Source organism: Streptomyces longhuiensis, from assembly GCF_020616555.1.
GTDB lineage: Bacteria > Actinomycetota > Actinomycetes > Streptomycetales > Streptomycetaceae > Streptomyces > Streptomyces longhuiensis.
Map to the genome: position 1 here is coordinate 3,092,866 of NZ_CP085173.1, position 13,390 is coordinate 3,106,255.

The following is a 13,390-nucleotide window of genomic DNA, read 5'->3' on the forward strand; positions in this document are numbered from 1 at the left end:
GGCTCCCTTACTGGGCGTCGGGAAAGCGATCGAGGGGGTTAGGGTGGCCACCGTAAAGCACTCGCGGGAGTCCGGACGTACCGGGCTGAGAGGGAGGCTGGGACGGCCTCCGACCGTACGAACCTGATCCGGGTCATGCCGGCGAAGGGAGGGGCTGGACGCCCATGTCGCGTACTTCAGAAGGCTTCGACGTCCTGGTCGTGGGCGGCGGGATCATCGGTCTCGTCACCGCGTGGCGGGCCGCGCAGCGCGGGCTGCGCACCGCGGTCGTGGACCCCGAACCGGGCGGCGGGGCCGCTCAGGTGGCGGCCGGGATGCTCGCCGCCGTCACCGAACTGCACTACGGCGAGGCCGAACAGACCCTCCTCGGCCTCAACGTGGAGTCCGCGCGCCGCTATCCGGCGTTCGCGGCCGAGCTCTCCGAGGCCACCGGGCTCGACCTCGGCTACCGCGCGTGCGGCACCCTCGCCGTCGCGCTCGACTCGGACGACCGCGCGCACCTTCGGGAACTGCACGCCCTCCAGCACAAGTCGGGCCTGGACTCGGAGTGGCTGTCGGGCCGTGAGTGCCGGCGCCTCGAACCGATGCTGGCCCCGTCCGTGCGGGGCGGCCTGCGCGTCGACGGCGACCACCAGATCGACCCGAGACGCCTCGCGAAGGCCCTTGTAGCGGCCTGCGAGCTGGCCGGGGTGCGGTTCCACCGGCAATGGGCCGAGCGACTGGCAGTCGTCCGTGAGGCCGCGCGCGGCGTGGTCCTCGCCGACGGCACCGGGCTCGACGCGGACCAGGTCGTCCTCGCCGGCGGCAGCCTCAGCGGCAGGCTCGCCGGGGTCCCGGACGACGTGCTGCCGCCGGTGCGCCCGGTGAAGGGGCAGGTGCTGCGCCTGGCCGTGCCGAAGGTGTACGCGCCGTTCCTGAGCCGCACCGTGCGCGCCGTCGTGCGCGGCGGCAACCTCTACCTGGTGCCCCGGGTCAACGGCGAGCTCGTCGTCGGGGCCACCAGCGAGGAGCTCGGCTGGGACACGACGGTCACCGCGGGCGGCGTCTACGAGCTGCTGCGCGACGCCCACGAGCTGATGCCCGGCATCACGGAACTGCCGCTGACGGAGACCCGCGCGGGCCTGCGCCCCTGCTCCCCCGACAACGCCCCGATCCTCGGCCCGACCGCACTGCCGGGCCTGCTGCTCGCCACCGGCCACTACCGCAACGGCGTGCTGCTCACGCCGGTCACCGGCGACTCCATGGCCCACGTGCTCGCCACCGGCGAACTCCCCGAAGTGGCCCGCCCCTTCACCCCGCGGCGCTTCGACGCCGTCCCCGCACCCGTCTCTGTGGAGCAGTCCGTATGACCGTGTCCGTCACCCACGTGTCCGTGAACGGCGAGGGCCGCCAGGTCGCCCCGGGCACCACGCTCGACGCCCTCGTCTCCGCGCTGACCAGCGCACCGTCCGGCGTCGCCGCCGCACTCAACGAAACCGTCGTCCCGCGCACCCAGTGGGCCGTCACCGCACTCACGGACGGGGACCGCGTCGAGGTCCTCACCGCGGTCCAGGGAGGCTGACCCATGGCTGACGACTCCTTGGTCATCGGCGGTACGTCCTTCTCGTCCCGGCTGATCATGGGCACGGGCGGGGCGCCCAGCCTCGACGTCCTGGAACGCTCCCTCGTCGCGTCCGGCACGGAGCTGACGACCGTCGCGATGCGGCGCGTGGACGCGAGCGTGCAGGGCTCCGTGCTCTCCGTCCTCCAGAAGCTGGGGATCCAGGTGCTGCCGAACACGGCGGGCTGTTTCACCGCCGGTGAGGCCGTCCTGACCGCCCGCCTCGCACGCGAGGCGCTCGGCACCGACCTGGTCAAGCTGGAGGTCATCGCGGACGAGCGCACCCTGCTGCCCGACCCGATCGAGCTCCTGGACGCGGCGGAGATCCTCGTCGACGACGGCTTCACCGTGCTGCCGTACACGAACGACGACCCGGTGCTCGCGCGGAAGCTGGAGGACGTGGGCTGCGCCGCGGTCATGCCGCTCGGCTCCCCCATCGGCTCCGGGCTCGGCATCCGCAACCCGCACAACTTCCAGCTGATCACCGAGCACGCGCGCGTGCCGGTGATCCTGGACGCGGGCGCCGGGACGGCGTCCGACGCGGCGCTCGCGATGGAGCTGGGATGCGCCGGTGTGATGCTCGCCTCGGCGGTCACCCGCGCGCAGGAGCCGACCCTGATGGCGGAGGGCATGCGGCACGCGGTCGAGGCGGGGCGGCTGGCGTTCCGGGCGGGCCGGATCCCCCGCAGGCACTTCGCCGAGGCCTCGTCGCCCGTGTCCGGGATGGCCAGGCTGGACCCGGAGCGGCCCGCTTTCTGAGGGCCGTACGGCACGGTTACAGCTCTGCTGCAGTACGGCCGCTCGCAGGCGACCGCGGAGCCGGGTGTCGGCGACGGCTCGTACACTCACCTGCGTGGACACGACCCTTCAGGACCCTCTCGTCGGGCAGGTGCTCGACGGCCGGTACCGCGTCGACGCACGCATCGCGGTCGGCGGGATGGCCACGGTCTACAGGGCCGTGGACACCCGCCTCGACCGCGTGCTCGCGCTCAAGGTGATGCACCCGGCCCTCGCCGCCGACGTCTCGTTCGTCGAGCGCTTCATCCGCGAGGCCAAGTCCGTCGCCCGGCTCTCCCACCCGAATGTGGTCGGGGTCTTCGACCAGGGCGCGGACGGCCAGTACGTCTATCTGGCGATGGAGTACATCGCGGGCTGCACCCTGCGGGACGTCCTGAGGGACCGCGGGGCGCTGCGGCCGCGCGCCGCGCTCGACATCCTGGAGCCGGTCCTCGCCGCGCTCGGCGCCGCGCACCGCGCGGGGTTCGTGCACCGCGACATGAAGCCGGAGAACGTCCTGATAGGGGACGACGGCCGCGTGAAGGTGGCCGACTTCGGCCTCGTACGGGCCGTGAACACCGTCACGAACACGACGGGCGCCGTCCTCGGCACCGTCTCCTACCTCGCCCCCGAGCAGATCGAGTCCGGCACCGCGGACCCCCGCGTCGACGTGTACGCGTGCGGAGTGGTGCTCTACGAGATGCTCACGGGCGCCAAGCCGCACTCGGGCGACTCCCCCGCCCAGGTCCTCTACCAGCACCTGAACGAGGACGTGCCGCCCCCGTCCGCGTCCTTTCCCGGCCTGCCCGCGGAGCTGGACGCGCTCGTCGCCTCCGCGACCGCGCGCACGCCCGACCTCAGGCCGTACGACGCGGTGGCGCTGCTCGCCCAGGTCAGGGCGGCCAGGGCCGCCCTCACGGACGCGCAGCTCGACGCGGTGCCGCCGGCCGCACGCCCCGAGGACCTCGGGGACCGTGACATCTCCGACGACCGTACGAGCGTGATCCCGCGGGCGCTGCGGACCAGGGGCGTACAGCTCCCGCTGCCCGGCGACGACCAGGACCCGCAGGCGGAGCTCAACCGCACGAGCCGCTTCGAGACGCCGCCCCCGCCGCCCACCCGTTCCCGCAGGCGTCGTCCGCGGCGCGGTGTGCTCGCGGCCTTCGCGGCCGTGCTGCTCGCCCTCGGCCTCGGCGCGGGCGTCTGGTACATCAACTCGGGCCAGTTCACGAAGGTCCCGCCGCTGCTCGCCAAGACGCAGACGCAGGCCAAGGAGCGTCTGGACCAGGCCGGTCTCGACCTCGGGCACGTCAAGCGCTCGTACAGCGACACCGTGAAGCGCGGCACCGTGATCGCCAGCGACCCCGAGACGGGCGCCCGCATCCGGGACAACGGGACGGTGGATCTCACGGTGTCCCTGGGCCCGGAGACCGTGAAGGTCCCCGATCTCCAGGGCACGCCCCTCGGCCAGGCCGAGCGCCGGCTGAAGGACGTGGGCCTGGAGCCCGGCATGGTCACCAAGGAGTTCGACGAGGACGTCCCCAAGGGGGCGGTGGTCGCCACGGACCCCGAGACCGGCACCACGCGCAGGGCCGGTTCGGCCATCGCGCTCGTGGTCAGCAGGGGCGCCGCGGTGGACGTCCCGGACGTGACGGGTGAGTCCGAGGAGGACGCCGTCGCCGACCTGCAGGACGTGGGCCTGAAGGCCGAGATCTCCACGAAACGGGCGTACTCGGACGTGGACAAGGGCAGCGTCGCCGGGCAGTCACCGGTCGAGGGCAAGCGACTCGGCGAGGGGGACACGGTCACTCTGACGATCTCCAAGGGCCCGGTCATGGTCGAGGTCCCCGACGTCGTGGGCATGAGCGTCGACGACGCCCACCAGAAGCTCGAGGCCCGCGGCTTCGAGGTCGAGGACGACCGCGGTCTGCTCGGCATTTTCGGCGACACCGTGAAGAAGCAGTCCGTGAAGGGCGGCGACAAGGCCCCGAAGGGGTCGACGATCACCATCCAGATCCGCTGACGGGACGGCCACGCGCGCGTGCCACCCTTGACGGGTGAGCACCACCGACACCGCATCCCGTAACCCGGTCGGCGGCCATGTCCCCGTCGCCGGCGGCCTGGCCTCCGTAGGGCTTTCGTACGCGCGCGAGCTCGGCGCCGAGACCGTCCAGGTCTTCGTCGCCAACCCGCGCGGCTGGGCGACGCCGCCCGGCAATCCGAAACAGGACGAGGCGTTCCGCGCGGCCTGCGCCGCCGAGGGCATCCCGGCGTACGTCCACGCGCCCTATCTGATCAACTTCGGCTCGCACACCGAGGCGACCGTGGAGAAGTCCGTGGAGTCCCTGCGGCACTCGCTGCGCCGGGCCCGCGAGATAGGCGCGCTCGGCGTCGTCGTGCACACGGGTTCGGCGACCGGCGGCCGTGGGCGTGAGGTGGCGCTCGCGCAGGTGCGGGAGCGGATGCTGCCGCTCCTCGACGAGCTGACCCATGACGACGACCCGTACCTCCTCCTGGAGTCGACGGCGGGCCAGGGCTCTTCGCTGTGCTCGCGGACCTGGGACTTCGGGCCGTACTTCGACGCGCTGGACGCGCATCCGAAGCTGGGTGTCTGCCTGGACACGTGCCACATCTTCGCGGCGGGCCACGACCTGACGGGCCCCGCCGGCATGAACCAGACCCTGGACCTGCTGGTGGACACCGTGGGCGAGGGCCGCCTCAAGCTGATCCACGCCAACGACTCCAAGGACGTCGCCGGGGCGCACAAGGACCGCCACGAGAACATCGGCTCCGGCCACATCGGCGCCGAGCCGTTCCGCGCGCTGATGGCCCACCCGGCGACCGAGAACGTGCCGCTGATCATCGAGACGCCCGGCGGCAAGGTGGGCCACGCGACGGACGTGGCCCGTCTGAAGGAGCTGCGGAAGGGCTAGGAGATCAGTTGAGGAATACCCCCAGGGGGTATACGGTTCTTGTCGGCGACAGGAACCGCTCACTGACGTTGGGGGAACTCATGCAGCACGAGACGCACGCCGGACACGAGCAGCACGCGCAGCACAACCAGCACGCGGATCACGAGCAGCACGCGCACTCCGGGCACGCCCACGAGGGGCACGGCCTCGGCAAGGTCAGCTGGTCCATGGCCGCACAGGCGACCCTCCACTGCCTCACGGGATGCGCCATCGGCGAGGTCCTCGGCATGGTGATCGGCACGGCGTTCGGCTGGGGCAACCTGCCGACGATGATCCTGGCGATCGTGCTCGCGTTCTTCTTCGGCTACTCGCTCACGCTGCGCAGCGTCCTGAAGGCCGGTGTCGACTTCAGGACCGCGTTCCGGGTCGCGCTCGCCGCGGACACCCTGTCCATCGCCGTCATGGAGCTGATCGACAACGGCGTGATCGCGCTGTGGCCGAGCGCGATGGACGCCCATCTGTCGGACGCCCTGTTCTGGGGCGCGCTGGCCGCCTCACTGGCCATCGCCTTCGTGGTGACCACGCCGGTCAACAAGTGGATGATCGGCCGCGGCAAGGGCCACGCGGTGGTGCACCAGTACCACCACTGACGGCCGGCACCCGGCGCAGGAGAGCCAGGACTCAGAGCTCGGGGCCGTCCCCGGGCTCTTCCTGGTACGAGTAGCGCTGCTCCCGCCAGGGGTCGCCGACGTTGTGATAGCCGCGCTCCTCCCAGAAGCCGCGGCGGTCGGCCGTCATGTACTCGATGCCGCGGACCCACTTCGGGCCCTTCCAGGCGTACAGATGGGGCACGACGAGGCGGAGCGGGAAGCCGTGTTCCGCGGTGAGGAGTTCGCCGTCCTTGTGGGTGGCGAAGATGGTGCGGTCGGCGGCGAAGTCCTCGAGGCGGAGATTCGCGCTGAACCCGTACTCGGCCCAGACCATCACATGGGTGACGGCGGGCGCGGGCGGCGCCAGCTCGAGAATCGTCGCGGCGGGCACGCCACCCCACTCCGCGCCGAGCATGCTGAACTTCGTGACGCAGTGCAGGTCGGCCACGACCGTGCCGTACGGCAGGGCGGAGAACTCCTCGTGGGTCCAGCAGCGCTTGTCCCCGTCGGCGGTCGCGCCGAAGACCCTGAACTCCCAGCGTTCGGGGCGGAACTTGGGCACCGGGCCGTAGTGGGTGACCGGCCAGCCCCGCTGGAGACGCTGTCCCGGTGGAAGCTCCGACTGCACTGCTCCCCCAGACTCGCGACCCACCGGCTGACCCATGCCTCCATCCTGACAGACCCCGGGTAGTGGCCGTGACCAGCGAGAGCCTGCCACCTCGGAAAAGGGCAACTCCTACTAAGCGTGCACTTACTGGACGGTATTCGGGTGCCGGTGCGAGGATGCGCGCAATCTCTGCCGAGTCCACCACGTGGAAGGAGCCTCTGCGATGCAGGGCGACCCCGAGGTCATCGAATTCCTCAACGAGCAGCTCACGGGCGAGCTGACGGCCATCAACCAGTACTGGCTCCACTACCGGATCCAGGACAACAACGGTTGGACCAAGCTCGCGAAGTACACCCGTGCAGAGTCCATCGACGAGATGAAGCACGCGGACCGGCTGACGGAACGAATTCTCTTCCTCGACGCTCTGCCGAACTACCAGCGGCTCTTCCACGTACGGGTCGGGCAGACCGTCACGGAGATGTTCCAGGCCGACCGTCAGGTCGAGGTCGAGGCGATCGACCGACTCAAGCGCGGCATCGATGTCATGCGGGCCAAGGGCGACGTGACGTCGGCGCGGATCTTCGAGGACATCCTGGAAGACGAGGAGCACCACATCGACTACCTCGACACCCAGCTGGAGCTGATCGAGAGTCTCGGTGAGGCGCTGTACCTGGCCCAGCAGATCGAGCAGCCGGACAGCTAGCGGCCGCACCGGCCCGGACGGAGCCTCAGGCGGCGTCCGGAAGGTCCACGAGGGCGTTCGGATCGGCCGTCAGGACGGGCCTTCCCTGCTCGACCAGCTCGCGGCGCGGGCAGTTCCCGCGGCCGAGCAGCGCCTGGATGCGGCGTACGCACGAGCCGCAGTCCGTGCCGGCCTTGCAAGCCGACGCTATCTGGCGAGGGGTGCACGCACCGCCGTCCGCGTGCTTCTTGACCTGGTCCTCGGTCACACCGAAGCAGTTGCAGACGTACACGCGGTTCACCTCCCAGTGATCAGGACCGGTTCGTTGCCCCCGCCCTAATGAACGGTGAGGCTAACCTAACCTTACCCGCCGGGTGCGGAGCACAAAAGTGCCGTGGGGCGCGGATCGATGTGATCCGCGCCCCACGGCGATTTACTGCAAGATCACTGGTCGCGGTACATCTCCGCCACCAGGAACGCCAGGTCGAGGGACTGGCTGCGGTTCAGGCGCGGGTCGCAGGCCGTCTCGTAGCGCTGGTGCAGATCGTCGACGAAGATCTCGTCGCCGCCGCCCACGCACTCGGTGACGTCGTCACCGGTGAGCTCGACGTGGATGCCGCCCGGGTGGGTGCCGAGCGCCTTGTGGACCTCGAAGAAGCCCTTGACCTCGTCGAGCACGTCGTCGAAGCGGCGGGTCTTGTGGCCCGAGGCCGCCTCGTACGTGTTGCCGTGCATCGGGTCGGTGATCCACGCGACGGTCGCGCCGGAGGCGGTGACCTTCTCGACCAGCTCCGGGAGCTTGTCGCGGACCTTGTCGGCGCCCATGCGGACGATGAAGGTCAGGCGGCCGGGCTCGCGGTCCGGGTCGAGGCGCTCGATGTACTGCAGCGCGTCCTCGGCCGTCGTCGTCGGGCCGAGCTTGATGCCGACCGGGTTGCGGATCTTCGAGGCGAACTCGATGTGCGCGCCGTCGAGCTGACGGGTGCGCTCACCGATCCACACCATGTGGCCCGACACGTCGTACAGGTTGCCCGTACGCGAGTCCACGCGGGTCAGCGCCGACTCGTAGTCGAGGAGCAGCGCCTCGTGGGAAGCGTAGAACTCGACCGTCTGGAACTCGGCCGGGTCGGTGCCGCAGGCGCGCATGAAGTTCAGCGCGTTGTCGATCTCGCGGGCGAGCTGCTCGTAGCGCTGGCCGGACGGGGACGACTTCACGAAGTCCTGGTTCCAGGCGTGCACCTGGCGCAGGTCGGCGTAGCCGCCGGTGGTGAAGGCGCGCACCAGGTTGAGCGTGGAGGCGGACGCGTTGTACATCCGCTTCAGGCGCTCGGGGTCCGGGACGCGGGCCTTCTCGTTGAAGGCGAAGCCGTTGACCGAGTCGCCTCGGTACGTCGGCAGGGTCACGCCGTCACGGGTCTCGGTGCCCTTGGAGCGCGGCTTGGAGTACTGCCCCGCGATGCGGCCCACCTTCACGACGGGCACGGAGGCCGCGTACGTGAGGACGGCACCCATCTGGAGCAGCGTCTTGAGCTTGTTACGGATGTGGTCGGCCGACACGGCGTCGAAGGCCTCGGCGCAGTCGCCGCCCTGGAGGAGGAACGCCTCTCCCTTGGCGACGGCCGCCAGTCGGGCGCGCAGCTGGTCGCACTCGCCCGCGAAGACGAGCGGCGGATACGACTCGAGGTCCGCGATCACATCGCGCAGAGCCTCGGCATCGGGGTACTCGGGCTGCTGCGCCGCGGGCAGGTCTCGCCAGGTGTTGCCAGCGCTTGCGCTGGTCTTAGCGTTCACGGTCACGCCCTCAACATTACGGGGTCAGGTGAGCGGTCCAGCCGACCGCTCACCCTTTGAGACGCGTCGTCCACAGATGAGCTGCCCATCGGGTAAGGTGCCGCTCATGTTCGCGCACACGTCCCGTAACTGGTGGTGGACCGCTCACCCAGCGGCCCACTGACTGCGCGTACAGCGAAGCGAAGGCCGCCCGAGGGCGGCCTTCAGTGTTTTCCGGGACCTGGCCGTTCCTCTCCGCAACCGGAGTACGGAAGAGGAATCACACGCCATGGATCTGTCCGACCTGCTGCACGACGACCGTCCCTTCGCCCTGTTGCGCCGCCGCGCACCCGGACACGACCACGACACCGTGGAACTCCTGGTCGGCCCCGTGAGCACCTACGAGCGCCTCGCCGACATCCCGGAGGGCCTCGCCCTCGTGCCGTTCCGGCAGATCAGGGAGCGCGGCTTCGACGTCCGCGACGACGGCACCCCACTCGCGGTGCTCACCCCCGACCAGACGTACGAGCTGCCGCTGGCCGACGTCCTCGCGCAGCTGCCGGCCCATGACGTCCGCGTGTCGGACGGAGGCTTCGACGTGGACGACGCCGCGTACGCGGACATCGTGGAGCGGGTCCTGCGCGAGGAGATCGGGCAGGGCGAGGGCGCGAACTTCGTGATCCGGCGCACGTACGAGGGCGCGATCCGCGGGTTCGGGCGGGCGGACGCGCTCGCGCTGTTCCGGCGGCTGCTCGCCGGGGAGCGGGGCGCGTACTGGACGTTCGTCGTGCACACCGGCGAGCGGACGCTGGTCGGGGCGAGCCCCGAGGTGCATGTGCGGATGAGTGGCGGCACGGTCGTGATGAACCCGATCAGCGGCACCTATCGCTACCCGGCCGAGGGCCCGACGCCCGAGCACCTGCTGGATTTCCTCGCCGACGGCAAGGAGATCGAGGAGCTGTCGATGGTCGTCGACGAGGAGCTCAAGATGATGTGCACCGTCGGCGACATGGGCGGGGTCGTGATCGGCCCGCGCCTGAAGGAGATGGCCCATCTCGCGCACACGGAGTACGAGTTGAGGGGCCGGTCCTCGCTGGACGTGCGCGAGGTCCTGAAGGAGACCATGTTCGCGGCGACCGTCACGGGGTCGCCGGTGCAGAACGCCTGCCGGGTGATCGAGCGGCACGAGGTGGGTGGGCGCGGCTACTACGCGGGGGCGCTCGCGCTGGTCGGGCGGGACGCCGGCGGGGCGCAGACCCTGGACTCCCCGATCCTGATCCGTACGGCCGACATCGACGCGGGCGGGAAGCTGCGGGTGCCGGTCGGGGCGACGCTGGTGCGCGGCTCCGACCCGGCGAGCGAGGTCCAGGAGACGCACGCGAAGGCGGCCGGGGTGCTGGCCGCGCTGGGGGTGCGGCCCGGCCGGCCGCGCGGCGAGGGCGTGCGGCCCGCGCTCGCGGACGATCCGCGGGTGCAGGCGGCGCTCGACGGGCGGCGGGCCGCGCTGGCGCCGTTCTGGCTGCGGATGCAGGAGAAGGCGGCGGCCCTGGAGGGGCACGCGCTCGTGGTGGACGCCGAGGACACGTTCACGGCGATGCTGGCGCATCTGCTGCGGTCGTCGGGCCTCACCGTCTCCGTGCGGCGCTACGACGAGCCGGGGCTGCGGGACGCCGTGCTCGCCCACGAGGGCCCCGTCGTCCTGGGCCCGGGACCTGGCAACCCCTCCGACGAGACGGACCCGAAGATGCGTTTCCTGCGCGCGCTCACCGCCGAGGTGCTGCGTGATCACCGGCACGGCGTGCTCGGCGTGTGCCTCGGCCACGAGCTGATCGCGGCCGAGCTGGGCCTTGAGATCGTCCGCAAGGAGGTGCCGTACCAGGGCGCGCAGACGGACGTCGACCTGTTCGGGCGGACCGAGACCGTCGGGTTCTACAACAGCTTCGTGGCGCGGTGCGACGACGACACGGCGATGGAGCTGGCCGCGCACGGCGTCGAGGTGAGCCGGGACACGGCGAGCGGCGAGGTGCACGCGCTGCGCGGGCCGGGTCGTGCCGGAGGCGCGACGAGAAATGCAGTGGCGGGGGTGCAGTTCCACCCGGAGTCGGTGCTGTCGCTGCGCGGGGCGGACGTCGTGCGGGAGCTGCTGGGTCAGCTCCTGGGCGCGGAGGGCACGAGGACGTTCTCGGAGCGCCGGCCCGCCTGATAGTCGAGGACGTTGGCCACCGTGGTCTCGATGATCTGGCTCACCGCGTCCACGGTGTAGTACGCCTGGTGCGATGTGACCAGGACGTTCGGGAAGGTGACGAGGCGGGCCAGGGTGTCGTCCTCGACGACGTCGAGCGACTTGTCGAGGAAGAAGAGCCCGGCCTCGGCCTCGTACACGTCGAGGCCGACGCCCGTGAAGCGGCCCTCGCGCAGCTCGGAGACGAGCGCCTTGGTGTCGATGAGGCCGCCGCGGCTGGAGTTCACCAGGATCGCGTCGTCCTTCATGGTGCGCAGGGCGGCGCTGCCGACGATGTGCTCGGTGGCGGGGAGCAGGGGTACGTGCAGGCTGATCAGGTCGGACTCGGTGAAGAGGCGCTCCTTGTCGACGTATTTCATGCCGAGTTCGACGCAGGCCGGGTTCTCGGCGATGTCCCAGCCGAGGAGCTTCATGCCGAAGCCGTGGGCGATCCGGGTGAACGCCTCGCCGATCTTGCCGGTGCCGAGGACGCCCACGGTGCGGCCGCGCAGGTCGCGGCCCATCAGCCCGTCGAGCCTGAAGTCGAAGTCGCGGGTGCGGTTGGAGGCCCGGACGATGCGGCGGTTGACGGCCATCGCGAGGGTCCAGGCGAACTCGGCCACGGAGTACGGCGAGTAGTACGAGACGCGGGCGACGGTCAGGCCGAGGCGCTCGGCGACCTCGAGGTCGATGTTGTTGAAGCCCGTGGAGCGCTGGGCGATCAGGTGCGTGCCGCCGGCGGCGAGGGTCTGCAGGACGCGGTTGTTCAGGGTGGCGTTGACGCTGGTGGAGATGATCTCGTAGCCGGCCGCGATGGGGGCCGTGTCCTCGTTGAGGAAGACGTCCAGACAGCGGACCTCGTGATGGCCGGCGAACGCCTTCTCCATGAGGGGCTTCTCGTCGGACTGCACGCCGAATGCGAGGATCTCCACGACTACTCCCGTTTCTGCCGTATCGAGTCGTGTGTGCCGGTTACGGCGAATATACGGGCCGGGCACCCCCGTGACACCCGGGGGTGGGAGGACCTCACCTCGCCCCACCCCCGGCGTCACCCGGCCTCGCGCCTCAGCCGAAGAAGACCCCGACCTCCTCGTACAGCGCGGGATCGACCGTCTTCAGCCGGGCGGTCGCCTCGGCGATCGGCACCCGGACGATGTCCGTGCCGCGCAGCGCGACCATCTTCCCGAAGTCGCGGTCGCGCACGGCCTCGATGGCGTGCAGCCCGAAGCGGGTGGCGAGCCAGCGGTCGAAGGCACTGGGGGTGCCGCCGCGCTGGATGTGGCCGAGGACGGTGGTCCTGGCCTCCTTGCCGGTGCGCCGCTCGACCTCCTTGGCCAGCCATTCGCCGACTCCGGAGAGACGGACGTGCCCGAAGGAGTCGAGCGTCCCGTCCTTGAGGACCATCTGCCCGTCCTTGGGCATGGCGCCCTCGGCGATGACGACGATCGGGGCGTACGAGGCCTTGAAACGGCTGGTGACCCAGGCACAGACCTGGTCGACGTCGAAGCGCTGCTCGGGGATGAGGATGACGTTGGCCCCGCCCGCGAGACCCGAGTGGAGCGCGATCCAGCCCGCGTGGCGGCCCATGACCTCGCAGACCAGGACCCGCATATGGGACTCGGCGGTGGTGTGCAGCCGGTCGATGGCCTCGGTCGCGATGCCGACGGCGGTGTCGAATCCGAAGGTGTAGTCGGTGGCGGACAGGTCGTTGTCGATGGTCTTCGGTACGCCGACGACGGGCACGCCGTACTCGTCGGTGAGACGGGCGGCGACGCCGAGGGTGTCCTCGCCGCCGATCGCGATGAGCGCCCCGACCTCCTCCTTGGCGAGGGTCTCCTTGATACGGCGGATGCCGTTCTCGACCTTGAGGGGGTTGGTGCGCGAGGAGCCGAGGATGGTGCCACCGCGGGGCAGGATGCCGCGCACGGCCGGGATGTCGAGCCGTACGGTGTCGCCTTCGAGCGGCCCGCGCCAGCCGTCCCGGAAGCCGACGAAGTCATAGCCGTACTCCTGCACGCCCTTGCGGACGATGCCACGGATGACGGCGTTGAGCCCGGGGCAATCGCCGCCTCCGGTCAGTACTCCGACCCGCATGGAAATGTCCCTTCGCCACAGCACTGTGAGCTGACACGGGTCACGCTAATAGTGATCCACGTCACTTCGGCAGCACG

The 13,390-nt window shown here is 70.6% G+C and carries 14 protein-coding genes and 1 riboswitch; of the genes, 9 read left to right on the forward strand and 5 right to left on the reverse strand.

The annotated features are described in order from the left end of the window. Positions 1–53 precede the first annotated feature (53 nt). Positions 54–167, forward strand: a riboswitch (TPP riboswitch). From thiO to LGI35_RS14485, 6 genes are all read left to right on the forward strand, one after another. Continuing rightward, positions 165–1,349, forward strand: coding sequence for a glycine oxidase ThiO (thiO, locus tag LGI35_RS14460; protein ID WP_227294253.1), 1,185 nt, complete (start codon positions 165–167; stop codon positions 1,347–1,349). It overlaps the preceding riboswitch by 3 nt. Then, positions 1,346–1,561: a sulfur carrier protein ThiS gene (thiS, locus tag LGI35_RS14465; RefSeq protein ID WP_227294254.1), complete on the forward strand. Its 216-nt coding sequence runs from the start codon at positions 1,346–1,348 to the stop codon at positions 1,559–1,561. The genes thiO and thiS overlap by 4 nt, the downstream gene beginning before the upstream one ends. Before the next feature lie 3 nt (positions 1,562–1,564). Beyond that, positions 1,565–2,359 (forward strand): thiazole synthase, encoded by a 795-nt coding sequence (locus tag LGI35_RS14470; RefSeq protein WP_227294255.1) that lies wholly within the window; start codon positions 1,565–1,567, stop codon positions 2,357–2,359. A 94-nt stretch (positions 2,360–2,453) separates the two neighbouring features. Then, entirely contained in the window at positions 2,454–4,400 is a 1,947-nt protein-coding gene (gene pknB / locus LGI35_RS14475) for a Stk1 family PASTA domain-containing Ser/Thr kinase (protein ID WP_227294256.1), read from the forward strand. Between the two features lie 34 nt (positions 4,401–4,434). Beyond that, on the forward strand, positions 4,435–5,310 hold the full coding sequence (locus LGI35_RS14480; protein WP_227294257.1) for a deoxyribonuclease IV: 876 nt from the start codon (positions 4,435–4,437) through the stop codon (positions 5,308–5,310). Positions 5,311–5,390: 80 nt separating this feature from the next. Further along, positions 5,391–5,939 (forward strand): DUF4396 domain-containing protein, encoded by a 549-nt coding sequence (locus LGI35_RS14485; protein ID WP_227294258.1) that lies wholly within the window; start codon positions 5,391–5,393, stop codon positions 5,937–5,939. A 31-nt stretch (positions 5,940–5,970) separates the two neighbouring features. On the opposite strand, the gene LGI35_RS14490 is transcribed toward LGI35_RS14485, so the two are convergent. Beyond that, the gene (locus tag LGI35_RS14490; RefSeq protein WP_227294259.1) at positions 5,971–6,603 is read right to left on the reverse strand and encodes a sulfite oxidase-like oxidoreductase; all 633 of its coding nucleotides are present in this window, start codon (positions 6,601–6,603) and stop codon (positions 5,971–5,973) included. A 166-nt stretch (positions 6,604–6,769) separates the two neighbouring features. Between LGI35_RS14490 and bfr the strand changes: the two genes are divergently transcribed. Continuing rightward, the gene (gene bfr / locus LGI35_RS14495; RefSeq protein WP_116502549.1) at positions 6,770–7,249 is read left to right on the forward strand and encodes a bacterioferritin; all 480 of its coding nucleotides are present in this window, start codon (positions 6,770–6,772) and stop codon (positions 7,247–7,249) included. 25 nt (positions 7,250–7,274) lie between these two features. Here bfr and LGI35_RS14500 read toward each other — a convergent pair whose 3' ends face one another. Continuing rightward, entirely contained in the window at positions 7,275–7,529 is a 255-nt protein-coding gene (locus LGI35_RS14500; RefSeq protein WP_227294260.1) for a (2Fe-2S)-binding protein, read from the reverse strand. A 143-nt stretch (positions 7,530–7,672) separates the two neighbouring features. Next, positions 7,673–9,025 (reverse strand): class II 3-deoxy-7-phosphoheptulonate synthase, encoded by a 1,353-nt coding sequence (locus tag LGI35_RS14505; protein ID WP_227294261.1) that lies wholly within the window; start codon positions 9,023–9,025, stop codon positions 7,673–7,675. Between the two features lie 100 nt (positions 9,026–9,125). On the opposite strand from LGI35_RS14505, the gene LGI35_RS46605 reads away from it, so the two are divergent. Both LGI35_RS46605 and LGI35_RS14515 read left to right on the forward strand, forming a co-directional pair. Beyond that, complete coding sequence (locus LGI35_RS46605) at positions 9,126–9,182, forward strand: trp operon leader peptide (protein WP_227300303.1); 57 nt, start codon at positions 9,126–9,128, stop codon at positions 9,180–9,182. A gap of 105 nt (positions 9,183–9,287) precedes the next feature. After that, complete coding sequence (locus LGI35_RS14515) at positions 9,288–11,201, forward strand: anthranilate synthase family protein (protein ID WP_227294262.1); 1,914 nt, start codon at positions 9,288–9,290, stop codon at positions 11,199–11,201. Here the strand turns inward: LGI35_RS14515 and LGI35_RS14520 are convergent. Further along, entirely contained in the window at positions 11,147–12,151 is a 1,005-nt protein-coding gene (locus LGI35_RS14520) for a 2-hydroxyacid dehydrogenase (protein ID WP_227294263.1), read from the reverse strand. The genes LGI35_RS14515 and LGI35_RS14520 overlap by 55 nt on opposite strands. 133 nt (positions 12,152–12,284) lie before the next feature. Next, positions 12,285–13,313, reverse strand: a complete 1,029-nt coding sequence (locus LGI35_RS14525) for a 6-phosphofructokinase (RefSeq protein ID WP_116502543.1) — start codon at positions 13,311–13,313, stop codon at positions 12,285–12,287. Between the last annotated feature and the right edge of the window lie 77 nt (positions 13,314–13,390).